Source organism: Rheinheimera maricola (assembly GCF_016918075.2).
Taxonomy (GTDB): domain Bacteria; phylum Pseudomonadota; class Gammaproteobacteria; order Enterobacterales; family Alteromonadaceae; genus Alishewanella; species Alishewanella maricola_A.
This window is the reverse complement of sequence record NZ_JAERPS020000002.1, coordinates 1-24,853: the sequence shown is the minus strand read 5'-3', so window position 1 is coordinate 24,853 and position 24,853 is coordinate 1. Positions and strand designations below refer to the sequence as shown.

General features: G+C 49.5%; 21 protein-coding genes. 15 read left to right on the top strand and 6 right to left on the bottom strand.

Features of this window, described 5'->3' with window-relative positions; all coding sequences use genetic code 11:
- The first annotated feature begins 193 nt into the window (after positions 1-193).
- From thrA to ung, 4 genes are read left to right on the top strand one after another with little or no spacing between them, the layout of a single operon-like run.
- Entirely contained in the window at positions 194-2,653 is a 2,460-nt protein-coding gene (thrA, locus tag I4W93_RS05800) for a bifunctional aspartate kinase/homoserine dehydrogenase I (protein ID WP_205309294.1), read from the top strand.
- A gap of 5 nt (positions 2,654-2,658) precedes the next feature.
- Positions 2,659-3,627: a homoserine kinase gene (gene thrB / locus I4W93_RS05795; RefSeq protein WP_205309293.1), complete on the top strand. Its 969-nt coding sequence runs from the start codon at positions 2,659-2,661 to the stop codon at positions 3,625-3,627.
- A gap of 10 nt (positions 3,628-3,637) precedes the next feature.
- Entirely contained in the window at positions 3,638-4,921 is a 1,284-nt protein-coding gene (gene thrC, locus I4W93_RS05790; RefSeq protein ID WP_205309292.1) for a threonine synthase, read from the top strand.
- Positions 4,921-5,577, top strand: a complete 657-nt coding sequence (gene ung, locus I4W93_RS05785; protein ID WP_205309291.1) for a uracil-DNA glycosylase — start codon at positions 4,921-4,923, stop codon at positions 5,575-5,577. The genes thrC and ung overlap by 1 nt, the downstream gene beginning before the upstream one ends.
- A 46-nt stretch (positions 5,578-5,623) precedes the next feature.
- Here ung and I4W93_RS05780 read toward each other — a convergent pair whose 3' ends face one another.
- From I4W93_RS05780 to tal, 3 genes are all read right to left on the bottom strand, one after another.
- Complete coding sequence (locus I4W93_RS05780) at positions 5,624-5,797, bottom strand: DUF3545 family protein (RefSeq protein ID WP_205309290.1); 174 nt, start codon at positions 5,795-5,797, stop codon at positions 5,624-5,626.
- 109 nt (positions 5,798-5,906) lie between these two features.
- Positions 5,907-7,529: a glucose-6-phosphate isomerase gene (pgi, locus tag I4W93_RS05775; RefSeq protein WP_205309289.1), complete on the bottom strand. Its 1,623-nt coding sequence runs from the start codon at positions 7,527-7,529 to the stop codon at positions 5,907-5,909.
- A gap of 25 nt (positions 7,530-7,554) precedes the next feature.
- Positions 7,555-8,505, bottom strand: coding sequence for a transaldolase (gene tal / locus I4W93_RS05770; protein ID WP_205309288.1), 951 nt, complete (start codon positions 8,503-8,505; stop codon positions 7,555-7,557).
- Positions 8,506-8,713: 208 nt separating this feature from the next.
- Between tal and I4W93_RS05765 the strand changes: the two genes are divergently transcribed.
- The 3 genes from I4W93_RS05765 (at position 8,714) to I4W93_RS05755 (ending at position 12,507) form a co-directional block, all read left to right on the top strand.
- Positions 8,714-10,330 (top strand): hypothetical protein, encoded by a 1,617-nt coding sequence (locus tag I4W93_RS05765; protein WP_205309287.1) that lies wholly within the window; start codon positions 8,714-8,716, stop codon positions 10,328-10,330.
- 28 nt (positions 10,331-10,358) lie between these two features.
- Positions 10,359-11,135 (top strand): peroxide stress protein YaaA, encoded by a 777-nt coding sequence (gene yaaA, locus I4W93_RS05760; RefSeq protein ID WP_205309286.1) that lies wholly within the window; start codon positions 10,359-10,361, stop codon positions 11,133-11,135.
- Positions 11,136-11,208: 73 nt separating this feature from the next.
- Positions 11,209-12,507, top strand: coding sequence for an inosine/guanosine kinase (locus I4W93_RS05755; protein ID WP_205309285.1), 1,299 nt, complete (start codon positions 11,209-11,211; stop codon positions 12,505-12,507).
- 162 nt (positions 12,508-12,669) lie between these two features.
- Here the strand turns inward: I4W93_RS05755 and I4W93_RS05750 are convergent, their stop codons facing one another.
- Positions 12,670-13,719, bottom strand: a complete 1,050-nt coding sequence (locus tag I4W93_RS05750; protein WP_205309284.1) for a S66 peptidase family protein — start codon at positions 13,717-13,719, stop codon at positions 12,670-12,672.
- A 140-nt stretch (positions 13,720-13,859) separates the two neighbouring features.
- Entirely contained in the window at positions 13,860-15,080 is a 1,221-nt protein-coding gene (gene srmB / locus I4W93_RS05745; RefSeq protein ID WP_205309283.1) for an ATP-dependent RNA helicase SrmB, read from the bottom strand.
- Positions 15,081-15,152: 72 nt separating this feature from the next.
- Here srmB and I4W93_RS05740 point away from each other — a divergent pair, with 72 nt between their 5' ends.
- Together I4W93_RS05740 and I4W93_RS05735 are read left to right on the top strand one after the other, a co-directional pair.
- A complete protein-coding gene (locus tag I4W93_RS05740) occupies positions 15,153-15,905 on the top strand; it encodes a tRNA1(Val) (adenine(37)-N6)-methyltransferase (RefSeq protein ID WP_205309282.1) in 753 nt (250 codons plus the stop codon).
- Positions 15,886-17,055: a winged helix-turn-helix domain-containing protein gene (locus I4W93_RS05735; RefSeq protein ID WP_205309281.1), complete on the top strand. Its 1,170-nt coding sequence runs from the start codon at positions 15,886-15,888 to the stop codon at positions 17,053-17,055. Before I4W93_RS05740 ends, I4W93_RS05735 begins: the two co-directional genes overlap by 20 nt.
- 3 nt (positions 17,056-17,058) lie before the next feature.
- Here the strand turns inward: I4W93_RS05735 and fldB are convergent, their stop codons facing one another.
- Positions 17,059-17,577, bottom strand: a complete 519-nt coding sequence (gene fldB, locus I4W93_RS05730) for a flavodoxin FldB (protein WP_205309280.1) — start codon at positions 17,575-17,577, stop codon at positions 17,059-17,061.
- A 161-nt stretch (positions 17,578-17,738) separates the two neighbouring features.
- Between fldB and xerD the strand changes: the two genes are divergently transcribed.
- The 6 genes from xerD to I4W93_RS05700 all read left to right on the top strand — a co-directional run bounded on the left by xerD (position 17,739) and on the right by I4W93_RS05700 (position 24,765).
- Positions 17,739-18,650, top strand: coding sequence for a site-specific tyrosine recombinase XerD (gene xerD / locus I4W93_RS05725; RefSeq protein WP_224673296.1), 912 nt, complete (start codon positions 17,739-17,741; stop codon positions 18,648-18,650).
- 20 nt (positions 18,651-18,670) lie between these two features.
- Positions 18,671-19,384: a bifunctional protein-disulfide isomerase/oxidoreductase DsbC gene (dsbC, locus tag I4W93_RS05720; protein ID WP_205309278.1), complete on the top strand. Its 714-nt coding sequence runs from the start codon at positions 18,671-18,673 to the stop codon at positions 19,382-19,384.
- A gap of 9 nt (positions 19,385-19,393) precedes the next feature.
- Complete coding sequence (gene recJ, locus I4W93_RS05715) at positions 19,394-21,130, top strand: single-stranded-DNA-specific exonuclease RecJ (RefSeq protein WP_205309277.1); 1,737 nt, start codon at positions 19,394-19,396, stop codon at positions 21,128-21,130.
- A gap of 131 nt (positions 21,131-21,261) precedes the next feature.
- Positions 21,262-22,360 (top strand): peptide chain release factor 2 gene (prfB, locus tag I4W93_RS05710; RefSeq protein WP_368735589.1). Its coding sequence is split into 2 segments (ribosomal slippage): positions 21,262-21,336 and positions 21,338-22,360, totalling 1,098 coding nucleotides; the frame shifts between segments, so codons are not numbered across the junction.
- A 43-nt stretch (positions 22,361-22,403) separates the two neighbouring features.
- Positions 22,404-23,924: a lysine--tRNA ligase gene (gene lysS, locus I4W93_RS05705; protein ID WP_205309275.1), complete on the top strand. Its 1,521-nt coding sequence runs from the start codon at positions 22,404-22,406 to the stop codon at positions 23,922-23,924.
- Positions 23,925-24,246: 322 nt separating this feature from the next.
- Entirely contained in the window at positions 24,247-24,765 is a 519-nt protein-coding gene (locus tag I4W93_RS05700) for a hypothetical protein (RefSeq protein WP_205309274.1), read from the top strand.
- Positions 24,766-24,853: the final 88 nt, after the last annotated feature.

Sequence of the window (24,853 nt, the reverse complement as noted above, 5' to 3'; positions counted from 1 at the left end):
GACTGTACTCACCACGATTATTATTACCACCAACCCTTCGGGGTAGGAGGTCGGCGGTGTGTTGTCTGAAAAAGACCCGTGACCTCAAATGGCACGGGTCTTTTTTTTGCTCTGTTGTTCAGGGCTGAAACAAACTAAACCAAGTGTCGCGATAACTGACCATTACCGTAATCATTGCGCAAGGAGTTTTAACATGAGGGTGCTCAAATTTGGCGGTTCGTCGCTGGCGTCAGTTGACCGTTTTGCCGGGGTAGCAACGATAGTGCAGCAACTTAGCGCTGCCGAGCGTGTATGTCTGGTGTTGTCGGCACCACAGGGCGTGACTAATACCCTGGTTGAGCTAACCGATTTAGCTTATCTGGGCTCAGACTTTAGTACTTTGCTGCAGCAGCTATCTGTTCGTTATCAGACGCTGTTAGCCGAAGCCAAACAGCTGTTTGATGAGGTTAAGCTCGACGCTGTGCAGCAGGTAATGCAGGCACAGCTAACACAATTACAGGCGCAGCTGACCGGCATTCAATTACTCCGGCATTGCCCTGATCACATTAAAGCGCAGATCTTGGGGCTGGGAGAGCAATTTAGCGTAGCGTTGATGACGGCGTTGTTAAATGCCAAACAGGTACAGGCTATTGCACTGGACGCCGTCAAGCTGGTGAAAAGTAGCGGCGATTACTTAAATGCCACTGCCGATATTGCTGCTTCTGAGCAAACCTTGCAGCATGCTATCGCCAGTGATAGTGCAAAGGTGTATGTGATTGCCGGTTTTGTTTCCAGCAATGCTCAGGGCGAAACCTGTTTGTTGGGCCGCAACGGTTCAGATTATTCCGGTGCTATTGTTGCAGCCTGCATTCGCGCAGCGGCCTGTGAGATATGGACAGACGTTGACGGCGTATACAGTGCTGACCCGCGACAAGTAAAAAATGCCAAGCTAATTGACAAGCTTTCTTATGATGAAGCGATGGAGTTGTCTTATTTTGGTGCCAAGGTATTGCACCCTAAAACCATAGGTCCGTTGGCACGTTACAATATCCCTTGTTACATAAAAAACACGCTGAATCCAGCGGCACCAGGCACCTGCATTGACAACAATGGCGAAGGAGACGCACTGGTAAAAGGTATTTCCAGCCTGGAGCATTTGGCACTGATCACGGTGTCCGGGCCGGGTTTAAAAGGGGTGGTAGGTATGGCCAGCCGGGTGTTTGCCTCTATGGCCAGAGCGCACATTTCAGTCAGCTTAATTACTCAGTCATCATCTGAATTTAGTATCAGTTTCTGTGTGCCACAGTTGCACCTGGCTGCGGCAAAAAAAGCGCTGCAACAAGAATTTGAGCTTGAACTGCAAACCGGTTTGCTGCGTGAACTCAGCATTTTATCGGACATGGCCATTGTTAGCCTGGTCGGTGATGGCATGCGTCAGCACCGCGGGGTGGCAGCAAAGTTTTTCGCCTCGCTGGCTCAAGCGCGGGTTAATGTGGTGGCCATTGCGCAAGACAGTAGCGAGCGCTCTATTTCTGCCGTTATTGAACAGGCCGCCTGTAAGAATGCCGTTAAAGTCTGTCATGAAAATTTCTTCAGCCATATTCCCAGTATCGACGTGTTTCTGATTGGTTGCGGTGTCGTCGGTAGTGAGTTGTTGGCACAAATTCAGCGCCAACAAGCCTTTTTGCACAGCCGGCAAGTAAAACTCACCGTATACGGTATTGCTAACAGCAAAGTGGCACTGTTGCACAGCGAAGGCATTGATTTATCCAACTGGCAGTTACAGTTAGCCGCTGCCAAGGCGCCGTTCTCGGTAGCGTCGCTTAGCCAGTTTGCTCAGCAACAACATCTCACCAATCCGGTACTGGTTGACTGCACTAGCTCTGAACAGGTCGCAGCGCAATATGCTGATGTTCTGGCGGCTGGCTTTCACGTGGTAACGCCAAACAAAAAAGCCAATACCGCTTCTTTTGCTTATTATCAGCAGCTACGACAGTTGGCGCAGCAAAATCGTCGGCGCTTTTTGTACGAAACCACTGTTGGTGCTGGCTTACCGGTAATTGACACGCTACAAGGCCTACTGAACGCTGGCGATGAGTTGCTGGCATTCGAAGGTATTTTATCCGGCTCTTTATCCTATATGTTTGGTGAGCTGGAGCAAGGCGTAGCCTTGTCCGAGGTGACAAAAAAAGCCAAGGCTCTGGGCTTTACCGAACCGGATCCGCGCGATGATTTGTCTGGTATGGATGTAGCGCGAAAATTGTTGATTTTGGCACGTGAAGCCGGCATGACGCTGGAGCTGAGTGATGTAGAAGTAGAGTCAGTATTACCTGTCGGCTTTGCTGCGAATGCGAGTATTGATGAGTTTATCGCCAGTCTGCCACAGCTGGATGACGCCTTTGCCAAGCGCGTTGCTGCCGCTAAAGCGGAAGGTAAGGTATTGCGCTATATCGGTGAAATTGAACATGGCAAATGTAAGGTGGCGATTAAAGCGTTGGATACTGAACATCCGTTGGCGAAGGTGAAAGACGGTGAGAACGCCCTGGCCATTCATACCCGGTACTATCAGCCTATTCCTTTTGTGCTGCGTGGTTATGGCGCTGGCGCGGCGGTAACATCCGCTGGCGTGTTCAGTGACATTATGCGCACGCTTGGCTGGCAGCAACAGGTGTAATAACTATGCAGCATTATTCTGAAGTTACAACGCTTGATTACCTGAAACGCTACTATGCGCCAGCCTCTACTGGCAATTTTTCTGTTGGTTTTGACCTGTTAGGTGCAGCCTTTGAGCCGTTAAATGCCGAGTTGTTTGGTGATGTACTCGATATTCTTGGCGAACAAGCCGAGCTTAGCCTGGATATTGTCGGTCGTTATGTGCATCAGTTGCCACGAAACAGCGCTGACAATCTGGTGCTAAGCTGCTACTACGCTTTTGAGCAAAAGCTAGGCCGCACTTTGCCGCGTCTGGCGCTGCGTTTGCATAAAAATTTACCTGTCGGCAGCGGCTTGGGCTCGAGTGCTTGCTCTATCGTAGTAGCCTTGTATGCCTTTAATGATTATTTTGGTCAGCCGTTATCGCAAACTGAACTGCTGCAGCTAATGGCGCAAGCTGAAGGTGGTGTTAGCGGCAGTGTACACTACGACAATGTCGCACCGTCTTACTTGGGTGGTCTGCAGTTGATGTTGCCGCAAAGCTCGACGATATGCCGCAGCCTGCCTTGGTTTGAGCATTGGCGCGTGGTGCTAAGTTACCCTGGCACGGTATTGTCAACCAAGGCTGCACGCGCCGTATTGCCCAAGCAACTAGGCTTAGCGCACGGCATCGCTTTTGCGGGCATGTTGAGCCGCTTTGTCAGCGCGATGTATGCCAAAGATGAGGCAGATGCTGCCGCGGCACTACAAGACTTGATAGCTGAACCGGCCCGTACCGTGTTGCTGCCGGAATTACCCACCCTGCGAGCTGCTCTGGCTGAGCAGGGTATTTTGCATCTGGGTATTTCTGGCGCGGGTCCAACGCTATTTGCCTTGTGCCGGAGCGATGCAGAGGCTCAGCTTGCTGCGGATTATTTATCACGGCACTATGAAAAAAATCAGGACGCGATCACACAAATTTGTCGCTTGTCATTAGCCGGCGCCCGGGCGCTGTAGGAACGAAAACATGTTGTTAACTAATATTAAAGTACCTGGTGAACAGGTGAGTTTTTTACAAGCGGTCCGTCAGGGCCTGGGGCGTGAGCAAGGGCTGTTTTTTCCTACCAGTTGGCCAAAACTGGACATCAATGCACTGTTAGATATGCCATTGGTTGAGCGCAGTAGCACTATTTTTCAGGCATTAATTGGTGATGAGCTAAGTCCGGCCGAGATTAGCACGATGCTCAGCAATGCTTTTACCTTTCCTGCGCCGCTTGTGCCAGTAACGAATGATGCTATGTGTCTGGAGCTGTTCCATGGCCCGACACTGGCGTTTAAAGACTTTGGCGGCCGCTTTATGGCGCAGGCGTTGGCCAAAGCGCAAGCTGGCAAGAAAACAACCATTGTTACTGCAACATCTGGTGATACCGGCGCAGCCGTTGCGCATGCGTTTTACCGCCAACCTGGTGTGCAGGTGGTGATTTTATTTCCTAGAGGCAAGATAAGCCCGCTGCAGGAAAAACTGTTTACCACCTTGGGTGAAAATATTACCACTCTGGCAGTAGATGGCGATTTTGATCAATGTCAGGCACTGGTAAAGCAAGTGTTTGATCATCAGGAGTTGGTGGAAAAACTTAGCATAAACTCAGCAAACTCAATAAATATCAGCCGCTTGTTTGCCCAAATTTGTTATTACTTTGAAGCATTAGCGCAAGTACCTGTCGATAAACGAGACCAGGTAGTTATCGCTGTGCCCAGTGGTAATTTTGGCAATTTAACCGCAGGTTTAATCGCAAAAACGCTGGGCTTGCCAATTAAACGCATGGTAGCGGCGACAAATGCCAATGATACCGTGCCGCGCTATTGGCGCAGTGGCGATTGGCAGCCAAAAGCCACTGTGGCCACGTTATCCAATGCAATGGATGTCGCCGCACCAAATAATTGGCCACGGGTTGAAGCGCTACTAGCGCAAGGTGTAATTGGCCGCGATGCTATTGAAGCGGTGATGGTAGATGAAGATGATACCGTGCTGGGTGTACGGCAGTTGTCTCAGCTGGGTTATTTAAGCGAGCCACATGCAGCAGTTGCATACAAAGCATTGAAACGCAGTTTGCAGCCAGGTGAGTTTGGTATTTTTCTTGGTACTGCTCATCCGGCCAAATTTAAAGAACAGGTGGAAAATATCCTCGGTACTCCCATCGCCTTGCCTGAAGCATTAGCGCGATGTGCTGCTGAGCAAGGACTAAGTAAAGATATTCCGGCCGACTTTGCCGTGTTACAGCAAGAACTGTTAAAGCTGGAGCAGATTTAATGTCATGGCAGCAACTGTTAGGGCAGGAGAGGGCTCAGCCGTATTTTGTCCAGACACAGGAACAGATTAAGCAAGCACGGCTGGCCGGGCAGGTGATCTATCCGCCTGAGGCCGATGTGTTTAATGCGTTTAAGCTTACCGAACTGGACAATCTGAAAGTGGTGATCCTGGGGCAGGATCCGTATCACGGGCCAAACCAGGCGCACGGACTAGCATTTTCAGTGCGCCATGGTGTGCGGGTGCCGCCGTCACTGCAAAATATGTATAAAGAATTGGCATTGGAGTACGCAGACTTCCAAATCCCATCTCATGGTTGTTTGGAGGCTTGGGCGAAACAAGGAGTATTACTGCTAAATACCGTACTTACCGTTGTGGCAACACAGGCTAATTCGCATCGGCATTTAGGTTGGGAACAGTTCACCGACCAGGTGATAGCGCAAATAAATACCCAGTGCCAGGGTATTGTATTTTTACTTTGGGGCTCGCATGCCCAGAAAAAAGGCCGGCTAATCGACAGACAGCGGCACTATGTGCTGGAAGCACCGCATCCGTCACCGCTGTCTGCACACCGCGGCTTTCTTGGCTGTGGCCATTTTAAACAGGCAAATGAGCTACTGGTTAAGCAGGGAAAAATTCCACTTAACTGGCAGCTTTAGCTGATATTAAAAACAAAAAACGCCCGCTGTTGTCAGCGGGCGTTTTTTATAATTCGATCTCGGCTAATTCAGGTTCAATAGTCCAATCAATGTCGCTTAACTCCTTTTTTAAGCGATGACGTTCTTTCAAGTGTTCTATTTCGCGCCATTTACGCTTAACCGCACGAGGTTTGGCGGCTGGGCGTTCCAACATATTCAGTAAGTCTTCGAAGCTTTCCATAGTTTGGCCTCTCTGAGTGTTGTTGTTATTTTCAACAAAGGATTTACCACACTTTTCCTGAAAATAAAACATCTAAGTGACAACACTATGACAAGTTAACGCCAACGCACTATTTTTTTTGCTGCAAAAACGCCTGAATTAATGCTTGTGTAGAACTGTCCAGTTTACTGGCATCTTGGCCTGCCAATGCCTGATAAATTGGGCCTGATAGCTGTTTACCCAGCTCAACGCCCCATTGATCAAACGAATTTAACCGCCACAACACGCCCTGACAAAACACCTTATGCTCGTACAATGCGATAAGTGCACCAACGTAATACGGAGATAATTCAGGCAGCAGCAAGGTATTACTCGGCTTGTTGCCTGGCGATACCTTATGCGGTGCCAGTGCCTTGGCTTGTGCAGGTGTCATACCGCCAGCCAGGCATTCCTCAGTGGCTTCTTGTAGCGTTTTACCCTGCATTAACGCTTGCGTTTGCGCGAAGCAGTGGGCGGCTAAGCGCTGGTGATGGTCTGCTAAGCCATGAGCAGGATTTAACGGCAGAATAAAATCAGCCGGCACAGCCAGCGCACTTTGGTGTAACAACTGATGGTACGCATGCTGACCATTGGTGCCGGCATCGCCCCAAATTACCGGAGCAGTAGCATCCGTGAGTGGCAGGCCATCTATATCAACGCTTTTACCGTTCGACTCCATATCAAGCTGCTGCACATAAGAGGGCAGTAAGCGTAGATAATGGCTGTAAGGCAGCAATGCCTGAGCCTGGCAGCCAAAGCCGTTAATGTACCAGATACCCAACAATGCCAGCGTCAGAGGCATATTGTCGCTAAAAGGGGCATTAATAAAATGCTGATCCATGGCTTCAGCGCCTTGTAGCAACTGAGCAAAATGCTGAGTGCCAATCATCAGGGCTACCGGCAAGCCGATGGCTGACCACAGTGAATAACGGCCACCAACCCAGTCCCACATCGGCAGAATATGTTCGGCAATAATGCCAAATTCCGCGGCAGCTTGAATGTTGGAAGAGGTGGCCCAAAAATGCTGCGCAATAGCCTTGGCATCTGCGCCGTGGTCCGTAAACCATTGCCGCACGGCCAGTGCGTTCTGTTTCGTCTCTTCAGTGCCAAAAGATTTAGATGCGACAAACACCAGGGTGGTGGCAGGGTCGAGATTCTTAATCACATCTGTTACCACAGCACCATCAATATTGCCGGCAAAATGCAATTTAACCGGGCTGCAATGATACGGCGTTAATGCTTCTACTGCCATTTGTGGCCCAAGCAGTGAGCCACCAATACCAATCCAGATCAGATCAGTAATGGCTTTTCCGTTGTAGCCTATATATTGCGCCTGATGCAACTGGTTGACTAGCGCTGTCATTTTGCTGCGGCAATCAGCAATTGCTGCACCGATATCTTCGCCATCCAGCGTAAGGCCGCTAACGTCGTTTTTGCGCAGCATCATATGCCAGACGCTACGTTGCTCAGTGTGGTTGATTTTTGCACCATCCAACATGGCTTGCAGGCTGGCTTTGAGTGGGCTGTTTTCTGCCAGATGCTGCAATGCTTGCCAGCTCTGGTCATCAATCAGGTTTTTCGAGTAGTCAAGTGAGATACCGCAAGCACTGGTGCTAAACCGCGTAGCTCGCTCTGGATCGGCAGCAAAAGCCTGACGTAACGATATGTGCTGTGTGGCCAGTGTGGCCAAGCCTGCAACGGCGGAACCCGACATACTCTACTCCTTGATAAATCGTTAATTAAAATGCCTGTTGGATCAATTGTTCCAGTTTGCGTTGGTCAATTGCGAATTTACGTATGCCTTCGGCCAGTTTCTCAGTTGCCATAGCATCTTCGTTTAATGCAAAACGGTATTCACTTTCTGTAAGTTGTGCCGGTGGGGGAGCAGAGGCACCGTTGTTGGTTAAATGCACCGTGAGTTGGCCCTGCATCTGGCTGAGCTCGGCCAGCAGACCAGGGCTTATCGTTAAGCGGTCACAGCCAGCCAAAGCTAATACTTCACCGGTGTTACGGAAGCTGGCACCCATTACTACGGTGGTAAAGCCATGCTGCTTATAAAAGCGATATATTTCGCGTACCGAGACTACGCCAGGGTCCGTCTCGCTGTTGTAATCCTGACCGGTGCTGGCTTTGTACCAATCCAAAATTCGGCCAACAAAAGGCGAGATTAAATACACACCTGCTTCGGCACAAGCGCGGGCTTGCGCCATATGAAATAACAACGTTAGGTTACATTGTATGCCTTGCAGCTCTAATTGGCGTGCGGCTTGGATCCCTTCCCAGGTAGAGGCGATTTTAATCAAAATACGCTCTGTGCTAACACCGTTTTCTTGATACAACGCGACCAGTTGCTGCGCTTTAGCTACGGTGGCTGCAGTGTCAAAAGATAATCGGGCATCGACTTCAGTAGATACCCGGCCCGGCACAAGCTTGCTTATGGCAGTGCCGACGTCGACTGCAAATTTATCAGAAGCAAGATTAAGTTGCTGCGCTGCGCTACTGGCATGCTGTTTAGCATAAGCGACAGCACCATCCAGCATAGGTTTGGCAAAGGCCAGTTGGCTGGCGTTTAGCAATAAACTCGGGTTAGTGGTGGCGTCTACCGGGCGGAACTGTTCAATGGCAGTTAAATCGCCGCTATCTACTACTACTGTGGTAACCGCTTTAAGTTGGCTTAGTAAGTCGTTCATATAGTTTTATTACCGTATTTTTGATCACATTCTAGTGATGTAGCGTTTAATAAGCAATTAATGTAGGAATATTACAACAAAATCTGTTTGTCACGGAAATCTGGCCACAATGGCGTTGCATGACGTAAAGTAAGTTACTATATTGCGTGTTTTTGTCAGGTTGTAACACCTGTAGTTTCGCTTCAGTGTAAATTAGCACAGGATATTGATGATCTTCCAAGCCAGCTTTTATAAAACCAAGAAAATCTTGCTGCTCGAAGATTGCGAGCCTGTGCGCGCGTCTATTAAGGGCATGCTACAGCAAATTGGTTTCGAAGATATTACTGCTGTGCCAGATGCGGCTCAGGCCATGTCGTTTGCGGCGAAGCAGAGTTTTGACTTTGTTTTGGCGGATTTTGAGCTAGGTGTTGGTAAGGATGCTCTGCAGTTTTTTACCGATCTTACCCAGCAGGCCTTACTAAAAGCCAGTTGTTGTTTTGTGTTGCTCAGCGCAGAGCCTCGTCGGCTGCCGGTATTCGGATTACTGCACGGCACCCCAGACAGTTTTTTACTCAAGCCCTTTTCGTACGTTGAGTTAGAAAAACGCCTGGCAAAAGTCTGGAGCCAGCGCAGTAAAATGCGCAAGGTATACCAGGCATTGCATCAGCAAGATCTGAAAACGGCGCAATATGAACTCGATCAGATTGTCAACGCGGTGAATTCAACGTCTTTGCTGGCGTTGCGTTTGATGGCGGAAGTCTTATTTGCCCAAGGAAGCTACGCCGCGGCCTCGAAGTTATATGATCAGGTAATGCAGCAGCGTGACTTTAGTTGGGCCAGGTTAGGGCAGGCGGTGGCCATGTTGCAACTTGCTGACTATCAAGAAGCTGAAACGCGTTTAGTGGCGTTGACTGAGCTAGATGAAGTGCGACCAGAAGCGCTGGAATGGCTGGCGTGTGTTTACTTACGCCAGGGCCAGTATGAATTAGCGCAAAAACAGCTGACGGATTTATTGCGTGGGCAAAGCAGCCATGTCGTTGCGCATTTAGCCAGCGTTGCGGTGCTACAGTTAATTCCGCAGACCGGGGAATGTGTCAAATATCTGCAAAAGCTGATTCAGCAGTACCGTTTTTCCGGTTTTGATCGGCCTGAGTACTACTTTACATTATGCCGCATCCAGCTGGAACAAGCGCAGCAGGCGAGTTTGAAAGAGTTTCCGGCGGCGGTTAAAAAAGCGCAAGAGTCGCTGTCTGCCATGCCGCAAAAGCTGATGAACGCCAGTACAGAGACCCCACTGCAAGCGCTGCGTGCGCGTATTAGCCTGTTGCAAGGCAATATTGCCGATGCTAAGCAGGCGTTGTCAGTAATCGAAAGCGGCAATACAACCACAGATACCGGTGCCATGCTAGACCTGGCTAAATTGGCCTTTGCTTTAGGCGAGCAAAAGCAGGCTGATAGTTATTTAAAGCAGCTTAAGGATGCCGCCGTTGCTGGCATAGATTTACTAAGCTGTTGTCAGCGTTTGGTTACCTTAGCGTTGTTGCAGCAAGAGCAAAAGCTGCGAGGCCAGATCCGTGATTGGAATCAGGCCGGCATGAGCGAAGCTGAGGCATCCAACACAAAAAAGGCGCTGGCGTTGTTGCGACAGGCCTTTGTGTATATGCCATGTAACCCAGGTTTAATCTTGAACCTGTTACAGGTTCTTGCGCAGTTGCCCGCAGATAAAGCGTTAAAAGCGCTAGCGAAAACAGCATTGACTGCATTAGAGTTTTGCAGTTTAACCGCTGCCAATAAGCAGAGGCTACAGCAGATTGTTGCTGCTCTGCCTGAAGTGTATCTTGAATAAAATCATGTTGTAACGAACGGAATTAATTATGTTGTTGCTTGTTTCTCCAGCCAAAGATCTTGACTACCAGCCGCTGGCAAAAGACCTTACTGTTACACAGCCTGAAATGCTTGAGCAAAGCCAGCAGCTGGCCAATATTTGTAAAACGCTGACACCGGCTGACCTTTCTAGCCTTATGCATATCAGTGACAAACTGGCGGGCTTAAATGCCGCCCGTTTTGCTCAGTGGCAGCAACCATTTACCGAGCAAAATGCCAAGGCCGCCTTGTTTGCTTTTAACGGCGATGTGTACCAGGGCATTGACGCACTAAGTTTATCCGATGACGATATAACCTTTGCCCAGCAGCACCTGCGTATACTAAGTGGATTGTATGGCGTACTCCGGCCGCTGGATTTAATGCAACCTTATCGGTTGGAGATGGGCACAAAGCTAGCAAACCCAAATGGTAAAGATTTATATGCTTTCTGGCAGGAGCGTATTACCACAAAGTTAAACCAGCAATTGCAGGCATTAGACAGCGATTTGGTGGTCCATTTGGCGTCGCAGGAATACTTTAAGGCAGTAAAAGCCAAACAGCTTAATGCGCGGCTGGTGACACCGGTATTTAAAGATTTTAAAAATGGCCAGTATAAAATTATCAGCTTCTTTGCCAAAAAGGCGCGTGGCTTAATGGCGCGTTATATTATTCAACAGCGCATAACTGAGGCAAGCCAGCTGAAACACTTTGATTTAGCAGGGTATCAGTTCAGCGCTGAGCAATCGTCCGCTAACGAGTTGGTGTTTTTACGCCTCAGCGCAGAATAAGCGCTGCAGCGATGCGGGCTTTTTTGTTACAATGCCACTCTTTGCCGGTAGCGGCTTGAACCTGGTATAACAGATGAAATTTCCCGGCCTGCGTAAAATTAAACATTATTTCCCGGTATCTCAGCCTAAGCCTCAGTTGCCCAGCTTCGAGGTGCGGCCTGAGCTTGATACCTACATTGTTGGCCTTGACCAAACTATTGTTGATGTCGTGGCCAGTGTTAGTGATGATTTTCTGCAAAAGTACAATATACACAAAGGTTTATCTAACCTGGTTGAGCATGGTAAGGCTAACCAGATTTATCAGGAATTAGTGGCGCATAATGCTATTTCTGATCATTTTGCCGGCGGCACCATTGGCAATACTATCCACAATTACTCCGTGCTGGCTGATGATAAATCGGTGCTGCTGGGGGTGATGTCCGCCAATATTGCCCTGGGTTCACCGGCATATCATTATGTTTGCCACACCAGCTCTAAAGTGGATATGAACCATTTGCAGGGCGTGGCCGGTGATATTGGCCGTGGTATTACCATGATAACAGCGGATGGTGAACGTACTTTTGTCATTGACCCCAGCGATATGGACCAGCTAAGCCCAGACTATATTCCTACCGACATTATTGCCGGCGCAGCAGCCTTTGTGGTTAGCGCATATCCGCTGCGCGCCACGGGCCAGCCTATTCAGCAGGCAATGCTTAAGGCGCTACAAGATGCAAAAGCACATAATGTGCCAGTGGTTATGAGCCTGGGTACCCGGCATCTGGTAGAAGAAAATCGCGAGCAAATACTGCTTACCATTAACGACTACGTTAACGTATTGGCGATGAACGAGCTGGAAGCGGAAGCCTTAACCGGCTTTGCCGACCCACTTAAAGCGGCCGAGGCCATATTGGATCACACCGATATGGTATTGATCACTGCCGGGCCAGAAGGTTTATACCTGTGCGGTCATACCGATGAGAATGTAAAGCGCGAGAGCAGCAACCCAATAAAGTCAGCGACGCTGGCCGATTTTAACCAGTATGAATTTAGCCGGCCAATGTTGCATGCCCACTGCGATAAGCCTTTAAAGGTGTATTCGCATATCGACCCTTATATGGGCGGGCCAGAGCGAATTAAAAACACTAACGGTGCCGGTGATGGTGCGCTTTCAGCAATTTTGCATGATATGGCGGCGAATCATTTTCATAAGCAGGTGCAGCCGTTGTCGGGCAAGCATGAGCAGCAGTATTTAGCCTATTCGTCATTTGCGCAAATTTGTAAGTACGCCAACCGGGTAAGTTATGAAATTCTGGTGCAGAACGCACCACGGTTATCCAAAGGCTTGCCAGAGCGCGAAGATAGCCTGGAAGAGGCTTACTGGGAGAGATAATCACTCAGGCATGATGTAGTGGTGACGCTGCGCAATGCGCTAAGCTGGTGTCCCGATAGCGCAGCCACAGAGTGTCTGAGCAAGCCAAGGATGGCTTGCGAGTTGCTGTGGCGAGCATAGTGGGATTTCCAGCTTAGACGTTCAGTAGCAAGAGGATCCGCATTAAGGCTGAAACACGCTTTCCAGCAAGCGGAATGTGCCGGCATCGGCATCAAGCTCAACGCGGCCGCCTACCGGTACAATAAACTGCTGTTTAATATGGCCAATCATTGCACCCCGGTAAGCCGGAATATTCAGCGGCTTGATATGGTCGTCAAAAATTTGATCCATGGTTAGCCAACCATAGCCACCGCTTGGGCGACAGTCGGTGCATTCACCAAAAATAAAGCCGGCTATTTTATCCAGCGCCCCCATTAACTTTAATGTGCTTAGCATGCGATCAATGCGATACGGCGCTTCTTCTACGTCCTCTAAAAACAATATTTTACCGGTAAAATCAGGTAGGTAAGGTGAGCCGGCCAATGCGGTTAATACGGTTAAGTTGCCGCCAATTAGTTCGCCTTGAACTTTTCCGCCGTTGATGGTGATGGTGCGGTTTTGCCTTGCCACCAGCTCATCTTTGGCTTCCACTACGTTTTGGTACTGCATCAGTTCACGGTCAAAGAATACCCGTTGAAATTGATCAGCATTGAAGCTATTCCAACTGCCAGTGCCGTTAGGGCCATGAAAGCTGACCAAACCGGTTTGGGCATGAATGGCGTTGTGCAGAGCGGTAATGTCGGAATAACCCAGCAGTACTTTAGGGTTGTTGCGAATAAGCTTGTAATCCAATAGTGGCAGCAGACGAGCAGCGCCGGAACCACCGCGCAGACAAATAATAGCCTTAACCTCTTTGTCGGCGAACATGGCGTTGATGTCGCTGGCGCGCTCAAGGTCGTTGCCGGCTAAATGGCCACGCCGTGCCGCCAGGTGTTTACCGGTTTTTACTTTAAAACCCAGCGCCTGCATTACTTCGGTCGCAATTTGTAAGTCGAGCATGTTGTCAGTGGCTTTAGACGGGCTAACCAGTGCAACCGTGTCGCCTTTGTTTAACGCCAACGGCAGCACGCGCTTGGCGCCGGCTGATGGCGCCGCCATAACACTGCTGCAACTGGCCAGCGGTAGCATAGCGGCAGTTAAAGCGCAGTTTTTTATAAATTGTCGTTTATCCATCTGCGGGCTCCATCAATTTCACTGAAAAATAATTTATTCAGCCTATCAATAGCAGCTTTACTAAAAAATTCCAAGATGGCAGGGGGGAAATGCGATAACCGCCAACTTTTTATCGCCGGCGGTCAGGGAACTGAGGCGTATTACTTAACTTTCTTAGCGGCTTTTTTCGCTGCAGCTTTGGTTGGTTTTTTCTTTTTAACCGGTACTTTAGCTTCTTTATTTTTCGGCCGCAATGCCTCTATTACACGGCGTTTCAGCTTTTGTTCTACGTAGCGCTCTACTTTGGCTAAAATACCGACATCGTGCGCTTCAATTAATGATATGGCGGTGCCTTTTTTACCAGCCCGGCCAGTGCGGCCAATACGGTGCAAGTAGACATCGGCGGTGCGCGGCATATCAAAGTTAATCACATGGCTAACATCGTCAATATCCAGGCCGCGGGCAGCTATGTCGGTGGCCAGTAAAATGTTTACCCGGCCGCTACTAAAGCGCTCGACAGCTTGCATGCGTTTATCCTGTGGCATCTCGCCTTGCAACCAGCCACAGCGCAGACCGGCGGTTTCCAGCTGGCCGGTCAGGCTGGCCAAACGCTCACGGGTTTTAATAAATACGATGGTTTTGGTGACATCGGCTTGCTTGAGTAAATGAATAAGCAGCGCCAGTTTATGCTGCGCGTCGTCGGCTAAATGCACCCACTGCAAAATTTTGGCATTTTCTTTGCGCGACGGTATCGCCTCTACCCGCTCGGGCTCTTTTAACGCGCGCTCGGCAAAGCGCTCTAAATTTGCGCCTTCCAGGGTGGCCGAGAATAAAAAGGTTTGCCGGCGGCGGCGCGCCTCCAGCACAATGCGGTTCATCTCACCAATAAAGCCCATGTCCAGCATGCGGTCGGCTTCGTCCAGTATTAGTAGCTCGACTTCATCGGCCTGAAAGCTTTCTTCATCCAGGTACTCGGTTAAGCGGCCGGGGGTAGCGATAAGAATATCGTTATTTTTTTCCAGCGTGTCTTTGTGGCTACCATAGTTAATGCCGCCGGTGATCACGCCGACGTTTAGCTCGGTAAATTGGGTAAAGTGCTTAAACTCGTCATAGACCTGATACGCCAGCTCTCGGGTCGGTGTCATAACCAGAACACGGGCAAAACCAGGGTCTTTGCGGCCAAAGTCGAGCAAATATTGAATAGCCGGCAGCACAAACGCCAGCGTTTTACCGGTACCGGTGGGGGCGCTGGCGAGTAAATCTTTGCCTTCCAGCGCCAGTGGGATCGCCATTTCCTGGATCAGTGTCGGCAGCTCGAAACCCCGCATGCTAATCGCGCGGTTAATGTCGTCGTCCAGTTGAAAATCTGCGAATGTTGTCATGTTTTCCTCAGCCTGATTGCCTGTACGGTGACAGCGCGCCTGCTTCGCCGTAAACTGGCGGCGGAGGTGCTGATGTCAGCCGGTTTTCAATGTAAAAAATTCTATGTTGCTCATGATCAATGCGCGATGAAAGTCGGCACTGATGGCTTGTTGCTGGGCGCCTTTGCACCGCTGCCACCGGCAGGTAGCGCCATACTCGATATTGGCGCGGGCAGTGGCCTGATAAGCCTGATGTTAGCCCAACGTAGCAATGGTGCCAATGTTATCGACGCGGTAGAGCTGGACAGTGCCGCAGCCAGCCAGGCTGCTGCCAATGTTGCTGCTAGTCCTTGGCCCAATGCGGTGCAACTGATAAAAGGCGACATTCTAACCTATCACAGTGACAAACGTTACCGCTTAATTGTGTCGAACCCGCCGTTTTTTCAGCAAGCACTGCCAGCGCAAGATGCCAGGCGCCATCAGGCACGGCATACTGACAGCCTGCCTTTTGCCGCTTTACTGCAAAAAGCAGCGACTTTAATAAGCGCAGAGGGTGTCTTGGCGCTGATATTGCCGCCAACCGCAGCTGCTGAGGTGATGCTACTGGCAACGGGCACTGGCTGGGTACTGCAACAACAATGTGCTGTGTACAGTAAGCCCGGCAAACAGCAGCGAGTACTGCTGTGTCTGAACCGCCAGCAAGACACGCTGCCAAGGTTCAGCGAGCTGCTGATCCATGATGCAACGGGCGCATATTCCGCTGCGTACCAGCAATTACTGGCAGCATTTTATTTGAAGTTTCCCGAGCCAGAGGAAGACATAAGTCATGCACAACAGCCCCTTTAACGCCAAGGAGTGGATCAATATTCTGCTGCAGCAACAACATTTGTTGCAACCAGCCGCGAATGTGCCTGTTTTAGTGCAGCAATTAGGCTATGTGCAATTTGACTCTATTAATGTGGTGGAAAGGGCGCATCATCATGTATTGCACAGTCGAATGCCTGAATACCGGCCCGCTTTGCTGGAAGAGGCGGTAGCAAAAGGTCAGGTATTTGAATACTGGGCACATGCGGCTGCCTATCTGCCGATGGCAGATTATCGCTTTAGTTTGTATCGCAAACAGCAGTTAAAACAGGGCGAGCGGCACTGGCATGAGCCTGATCAACAGATGATGGCTCAGGTGCTTAAGCGCCTGCAGCAGGAAGGCCCGTTAAAAGCCAGTGACTTTGCCGATTCGCAGCCGCGCCAGAGCGGCTGGTGGAATTGGAAACCAGCGAAAAAGGCGCTGGAGCAGCTGTTTATGCAGGGCGATATTATGGCGCTGCGCCGTGATAGGCTGCAAAAGGTTTTCGACCTGACAGAACGGGTGTTGCCACCCGGGATAGACACCAGCTTACCGGACGAAGAGGAATATTGCCGCTACCTGATCCGCGTGTATCTGCAGGCACAGGGTTTTGGCACGCTGGCGCAGATGGCTTACCTGCGCAAAAATATCAAAGCACAGCTTAAGAGCACACTGCAGCACATGACTGAGCGGGGGGAGCTGGAACAATTTCGCTTTCAGAGCCAAGACTATTACTATCAGGCTGAGCTGACGCCGCCGCCGGTAGCGGCACCTCAGGTTTGGCTGCTAAATCCGTTTGATAATCTTTTGATCCAGCGTGATCGGGTAAAACAGTGGTTTAACTTTGATTATCAGATTGAAGTCTATGTGCCGGCCGCAAAGCGTCAGTATGGCTATTACAGTCTGGCGATTTTGTGGCAGCAAAGCCTGGTCGGGCGTGTCGATGTAAAAGCCGACCGGCACAGTAAAACCTTGCTGCTGCAGCGCTTAAGCCTAGAGCAGGTATCATTGACGGACGAATTTTTTGCTGCTTTTGAGCACGCGGTGGTGGCCTACTGCAGTTTTAATGGCTGTACCCGCTGGAAGCTGGTGGCAGCTGATGACAAAACGGTCAGGCAGCGCTACCGTAGGCTGCAATATCTGCGCTGCTAGCGTTTACAGCTGGCTGGCAATTTCCTGCAAAATCTGGCTAACCCAATCATTTAACCGCGCATCGGTTAGGTCGTATTGGTTTTCATCGTCCAGTGCCAAGCCGTAGAAGAAGTCACCGTCGTGGGTAAGGGCTTTAGAGGCGATAAAGTCATAGCCGGCGGCCGGCCAAAAGCCGATGCGTGTCGGGTTTTGCGGTGCTATGGCATCATGCAGCATACCCACGGCATCGATAAACCATTCGGCATAGCCAATTTGATCGCCCATGCCGTAAATGGCAACAATCTTACCGCTCAAACTGACAGCGCTGATATCATCCCAATGCGCTTCCCAGTCTTCCTGAATTTCGCCAAAATCCCAGGTAGACAAACCCAGAATAAGAATGTCGTACTCAGCCATTTTGCTCAGCGGCACTTGCTTAATGTTATTTAACTCTACGGTATCAGCACCAATTAAAGCCTGAATTTTCTCCGCCACAATTTCGGTGTAACAGGTAGTAGAGCCATAAAATAGGCCGATTTTCATCGTAGTCTCACAACAAAGTGGGCGCTAAGCAGCGCAGCGCTAACAAAGGTGGCACAGTGTAGCAGAATCGGGCGTCAGGCAAAATGTTGGCTTTTAAGCTAAGCCAGCTTGCGCTACCATAAAGCGCACTAACACATTCGCTAGCTATGGCAGTAATAACGGTGACAGTAAAGGTAATTCCAGTAACAGAGCAGGTGCTAATAAGCGCTTTTCTGGACCAGCTGTGGCTGGATAAAGGTGTCAGTACTCATACCCTTAGCGCCTATGGCACCGATTTAAGGCAGTTTGCCCTGTTTTTGGCAAGCCAGCAGCATAGTTTGCTGCAGTGTAACAGCCAGCTGATAAACCGCTATTTGGCCACCCGGGTAGACCAGCAGTTTAGCCCGCGTAGTACCTCGCGCGCGCTTAGTAGCTTGCGCCGCTTTTATGCTTATGCGCATCAAAGTGGCAGCATAACGGAAAACCCGCTGTCGCAACTATTAAACCCCAAAATTGGCCGCAGCCTGCCAAAAACACTATCTGAACAGGATGTTGATGCGCTGCTCAATGCGCCGGATATGCATGACCCTATCCAGTTTCGCGACAAAGCCATGCTGGAGTTGTTGTATGCCAGCGGGCTTCGGGTGTCAGAATTAGTTGGCCTTAGCATGCAACAAATTAACCTGCAACACGGTCTGGTAAGGGTAGTGGGTAAAGGCCAGAAAGAACGCTTAGTCCCCATGGGCGAGGAGGCCGCACACTGGCTGCTGCGTTATTTACGCGAGGCGCGGGTGACACTACTCGGTGGCAAAATGCTGGATGTGGTGTTTCCAAGTAGCCGGGCACAACAAATGACGCGGCAAACCTTCTGGCACCGCATTAAGTTTTATGCCAAAGTAGCGCATATTCAGGCAGAATTGTCGCCACATACATTGCGCCATGCGTTTGCAACGCATTTACTGAACCATGGTGCCGATTTACGTGTAGTACAGATGTTACTGGGCCACAGTGATTTATCCACTACGCAAATTTATACCCATGTTGCCAAATCGCGGCTGCAAAGCCTGCATCAGCAACATCACCCGCGCCCCTAAGCGCCGTAACAGGAACGAACATGAATAAGTTAGCTTTAACCCTAGCGGGTCTTGGATTAATCGCAACCAGTAGTATGTCGGCTAATGCGGCAGAGCAGGACTACGAGCAAATACGCCAGCAGTTTCGTCAGGTCAATTTAACTGTCAATGCGGTTGCAGAAGCGCCAATGGACGGCCTGCTGCAGGTGTTTACCAATAGAGGGCTATTTTTTAGTTCCAAAGATGGCCGCTATTTTATTGAAGGTAATATTTACGATTTGAATAATAAAGTGTTGCTAAACGACGCGCAGATGCGGCCGTATATTCAGCAAAATGTTGCTGCCAGTAAAGACGGTACTATTGAATATAAAGCGAAAGACGAAAAGTATGTTATCAACGTATTTACCGACCCTAGCTGTGGCTACTGCCGTAAGTTACACAGCGAGATAAAGGACTACAACAACGCTGGTATTACCGTGCGTTATATGGCTTTTCCTCGTGGCGGCCTTGGCTCTGAAACCTATCTGCAAATGCAACATATCTGGTGTAGTAAAGACAGTCGTGCTGCCATGGATGAAGCGAAAGATGGTGATGATATAGCACCTGCCATGTGTACTAATCCGGTTAAAGCGCAGTTTGAAATGGGCCAGTCTTTTGGCATCAACGGTACACCTGCCATTATTATGCCCAGCGGCCGTCTTATTCCTGGCTACCAGCCTGCTAAGGCATTGTTGGCCCAGTTACAGGCGGAATAACCTCCAAACATGTCTGCTATAAATCGTTTTATCCAGCGCCGGGTTTTGCCCGGCGTTTTACCGTCCTTACCGGGCGTGTCGCACCCACTTTTGCAACGTTTGTACGCCAGCCGTGGCGTAACCCATGCCGCTGAGTTGGAGCGGGGGGCCGCCAACCTAATTCCATTTAGCCTATTAAAAGGTATGCCTGCGGCCGTTGAGTTGCTTATTCAAGCACTGCATCAGCAACAGCAGTTGGTGATTGTCGGTGATTTTGATGCAGACGGCGCCACTAGTACCGCGGTGTTACTGAGTGGGCTTAGTGCTTTTGGTTTTAAACGGGTGGAATACCTGGTGCCTAATCGCTTTGAATACGGCTATGGCTTGACGCCAGAAATGGCCGAGCTGGCAGTGGCGCAAGGCGCCGAGCTCATTATCACTGTGGATAATGGTATTTCCGCCATCGATGGTGTGGCACTGGCAAAAAAAGCCGGGGTAAAAGTGCTGGTAACAGATCACCATTTAGCCGGTAGTGAATTGCCCAAAGCTGATGCGATAGTAAACCCGAATCAGCCCGGGTGCGGCTTTCCCAGCAAGGCACTGGCCGGAGTAGGCGTGGCGTTTTATTTGCTGCTGGCGCTACGTGCTGCATTGCGCGAGCAAGATTACTTTAACACTGCTGGCATTGCGGTACCGAATTTAGCCGATTTACTTGACCTGGTTGCGCTTGGCACGGTGGCCGATGTTGTGCCGCTAGATAGTAATAACCGCATTTTAGTCCATCAGGGTTTAATGCGTATTCGCAGTGGTAAATGCCGCCCGGGTATACAAGCATTAATTGACGTGGCCAATCGCAATGCGGCCAAACTTAGCGCCAGTGATTTTGGCTTTTCCTTAGCGCCGCGTCTAAATGCGGCCGGTCGGTTAGATGACATGTCGCTGGGTATAAGTTGCCTGCTGGCGAAAGATCTCGGCCTGGCACGACAGTATGCCGCTGAGTTGGACAGTTTAAACGTCGAGCGTCGTGCCATTGAGCAAAGCATGCAGACCGAGGCGCAGGCCTTTCTTAGCCAGTTATCGTTCGATGGTAACACACTACCTGAGTGCTTATGTTTATACCGGCACGATTGGCACCAAGGTGTTATTGGTATCTTGGCCGGGCGCATTAAAGAGCAATGTCACCGGCCGACCATAGTGTTTGCCCAGGGCGACGAAGGCGAGCTTAAAGGCTCGGCTCGCTCAATCAACGGCCTGCATATTCGTGATTTACTGGAAGAAATTTCTACCCAGTATCCGGGGCTAATTAAAAAGTTTGGTGGCCATGCCATGGCGGCCGGTTTAACTATTAGTGCCGATAGGCTGGACACTTTTAAACTGGCGCTGAGTTTAACGGCAAAAAAGCACCTGACACCAGAGCAGTTAACGGCGGTTATTTACACTGATGGAGAGCTGCCCTCAGAGTGTTTTGATCTTGGCTTTGCTCAGCTGTTACAAAACGCCGGCCCTTGGGGCCAGGCGTTTCCTGAGCCGGTATTTGACGGTGAATTTAGTCTGATTAATCAGAAAATGCTCTCAGATAAGCATTTAAAAATGATGCTGCAAACGTCGGACGGTAAGTTAGTTGATGCTATTTGGTTTAACGCTGACAACAAAGCCTGGCCGAATGTTAATGTGCAAAAGGTACAGCTTGCTTACCAGTTAGATATTAATGAATATCGTGACAAACAAAGCTTGCAGTTAATCGTACGGCATATGATGGCTCTGTAAAATAGGTGTCAGACTGCACTGGTCAATATTGCCCGCTATTTTTCTGTAATAGATGGCTGCACGTCCTGCGATAAATTTGCTACAATCGCCGCCTGTTTTTTCTCCCGTTATTCAAGGTTACCGAGCACAGCATGTTTGAAGTCAATCCGGTGTACAACAGCATTAAAGATCTTACTGAACGCACCAATGTGCTTCGGGGGTATCTTTGACTACGATGGCAAAAAAGAGCGCTTAGAAGAAGTTTCGCGCGAATTAGAAGATTCTGCCATTTGGAATACACCCGATAAAGCCCAGGCACTGGGTAAAGAGCGTTCAGCACTGGAGCAGGTGGTTGGCACTATCGACAAGCTGGATCGCGGCCTGGAAGACGTAGACGGCCTGCTGGAACTGGCAATAGAAGCTGAAGATGAAGACACCTTCGAAGAAGCCAAAGCGGAGCTGGCTGACTTAGATAAACAATTAAGTCTGCTGGAATTTCGCCGTATGTTTTCCGGTAAAAATGACCAGAACGACTGCTACCTGGATATTCAATCCGGCTCGGGCGGCACTGAAGCCCAAGATTGGGCCAGCATTTTAATGCGTATGTACCTGCGCTGGGGCGAAGATAAAGGCTTTAAACCAGAACTTTACGAAGTGACCGATGGCGACGTGGCTGGTATTAAAGGCTGTACCATTAAATTTTCCGGCGAATATGCTTACGGCTGGTTGCGCACCGAAACCGGTGTACACCGTTTAGTGCGTAAAAGCCCGTTCGACAGTGGCAACCGCCGCCATACCTCGTTTGCCTCGGTGTTTGTCTCGCCGGAAATTGACGATGATATCGAAATAGATATCAACCCGGCCGATTTACGTATCGACACTTACCGCGCCTCGGGTGCCGGTGGTCAGCACGTTAACCGTACCGACTCTGCCGTGCGTATTACCCACTTACCCACTAACATCGTGGTGCAGTGTCAGAATGACCGCTCGCAGCATAAAAACCGTGACAACGCATACAAGCAATTGCGCGCCAAGTTATACGAGTTTGAGCTGCAAAAGCAAAATGCCGAGAAGCAAGCGCTGGAAGATACCAAGTCGGATATCGGCTGGGGCAGCCAAATTCGCTCTTACGTGCTGGATGACTCGCGCATTAAAGATTTACGTACCGGTATCGAAACCCGTAACACCCAAGCGGTGTTAGACGGCGATCTGGACAAATTTATTGAAGCCAGCTTAAAAGCCGGGCTGTAATTTTTACTTAACTAAAACTTCGACCTCAATCAGGAAACGCACTATGTCTGACCAACAGCAACCACAAGAAGAAATTCAGGACGTAAATAAACTGATTGCTGAGCGAAAACACAAGCTGGCCGGCCTGCGTGCAGACGGCTTTATGTTCCCGAACGATTTTCGCCGTGACAGCATCTCCAGCGACGTGATTGCCAAGTACGATCACTTAAGCAAAGAAGAGCTGGAAGAACAGAAAATCACCGTAAGCTTAGGCGGCCGCATTATGACGCGCCGTATTATGGGTAAAGCCAGCTTTGTTACTATTTCGGATATGGGCGGCAAAATTCAGCTGTATGTTGCGCGCGACAGCCTGGCCGAAGGCATCTACAACGACCAGTTTAAAAAATGGGACTTAGGCGACATAATTGGCGCTACCGGCCATTTGTTTAAAACCCAAACCGGCGAGTTAACGGTATGGTTAAGCGACATTCGCCTGCTAACCAAAGCGCTGCGCCCGCTGCCGGATAAATTCCATGGCTTAACTGATAACGAAGCGCGTTACCGCCAGCGTTACTTGGACCTTATTTCTAACGAGCAGTCACGCCACACCTTTTTAGTGCGTAGCAAAACTGTAGCTTACATTCGCCGCTTTTTTAACGACGAAGGCTTCTTAGAAGTTGAAACGCCGATGCTACAGGCAATACCGGGCGGCGCTTCCGCGCGGCCGTTTGAAACTCACCATAACGCGCTGGATATGCAGATGTTTTTGCGTATCGCGCCCGAACTGTATTTAAAGCGCTTAGTGGTCGGCGGCTTTGAAAAAGTGTTCGAGCTTAACCGTAACTTCCGTAACGAAGGCGTATCAACCCGCCACAACCCGGAATTTACCATGCTGGAGTTCTACTGGGCTTACGCTGATTACAATGACCTGATGGACTTAACCGAAAAGTTATTCCGTGGGTTAGCCGAGCACGTTCTGGGCAGCACTGAAGTGCCGTACCAGGGCGAAGTGTTCGACTTTGGCAAACCGTTTGCGCGCATGTCGGTTACCGAGTCTATATTGCACTACAACCCAACCGTCACCCAAGAGCAATTGGCTACGCGTGAAGCGGTAGCAGAACTTGCCAAATCACTGGGTATTCAGGTTAAAGACAACTACGGTCACGGCCGTATTCTAATGGAAGTGTTTGACGAGCTGGTAGAAACCAAGCTGCGCCACCCAACCTTTATTACCGAATACCCGGCAGAAGTGTCACCACTGGCACGACGTAACGACCATAACCCGGAAATTACCGACCGCTTCGAGTTCTTTATCGGTGGCCGCGAGCTGGGCAACGGCTTTAGCGAGTTAAACGACGCTGAAGATCAGGCCGAGCGTTTTCGCGAGCAGGTAGCACAAAAAGAAGCCGGTGATGACGAAGCTATGTTCTACGATGAAGACTTCGTTACCGCACTAGAGCACGGCTTACCGCCAACAGCAGGTCAGGGTATCGGTATCGACCGTCTGGTTATGTTATTGGCCGACGCCGCGTCAATTCGTGACGTTATCCTGTTCCCGCATATGCGCTTACACCACGAGAAGTAATTACTACAAAGCTGAGAAAAGCCAGGCCTAGTGCCTGGCTTTTTTGTTTTTAGCGGTTAGCTTTTGTTGAACAGATAGAAAACCCTTTTATGATGTAAATTTAGGCTGAGTAAATATACAGTTATCGAGTCTGAGTTTTTTATCTACAACTCGCGGGTTTAAAACCCATGGTTTGCAGCAACATAAATTGCTACAAGATTAAAACTCTTGATTTACATTTAACTAGCGGAATAAACTCAGACCTATTTTGTAACTTGCGGGATCTTTAACACGCAACTCGCGGTTTTTGTCCTTTGAATAAGCTGTTAGGCAGGGGCAAGAAATGAAGCATCGAGATATTCAACCTGCACATGAAATTGCTGTACTGGAGAGTTTTAAAATCTTTCTATCAAAGGAAGGTAAAACACTTCAGATTTTGAGTAGACCAGATCCACCGGATGCAATCGTTGATATTGATGGAAATACGACTTGGATCGAAATTTCAGACGCTTTTCAAAATAGTGAATGGGCGAGAAGTATTACCACTTATGCTGCTGACGATAAAGAACATATGCCAGGTGGGACTGGGTTAACTTTAGACCCTGACGAGGCGTCAATAAGCATTGTCACAAAAGTAATACTCAACAAGTATGACAAAAAGACAATGAGCAGCATTATGGCTCAACGTGGTCCTGGTATTTTGCTTGTTGGCTTGTATACGCCGATGACTTTTCCTGAAGAGGTAATTGAGCAAGCCGGTGATAAGATACTTAAAGAAATATCATCAAGAGCACAGATTTTTGATGTTATTTATTTGTACAGGAACTCGTTTGATAGCCATTTGTTTTATAAACTTTTATAGTTCTAAGCTTGTGCAATTGCATAACAAGCGCCTTAAACATCGCGGCCTGCGGCCGCTGGACTCGCAACACGTTACTCGCGTTTGTGGC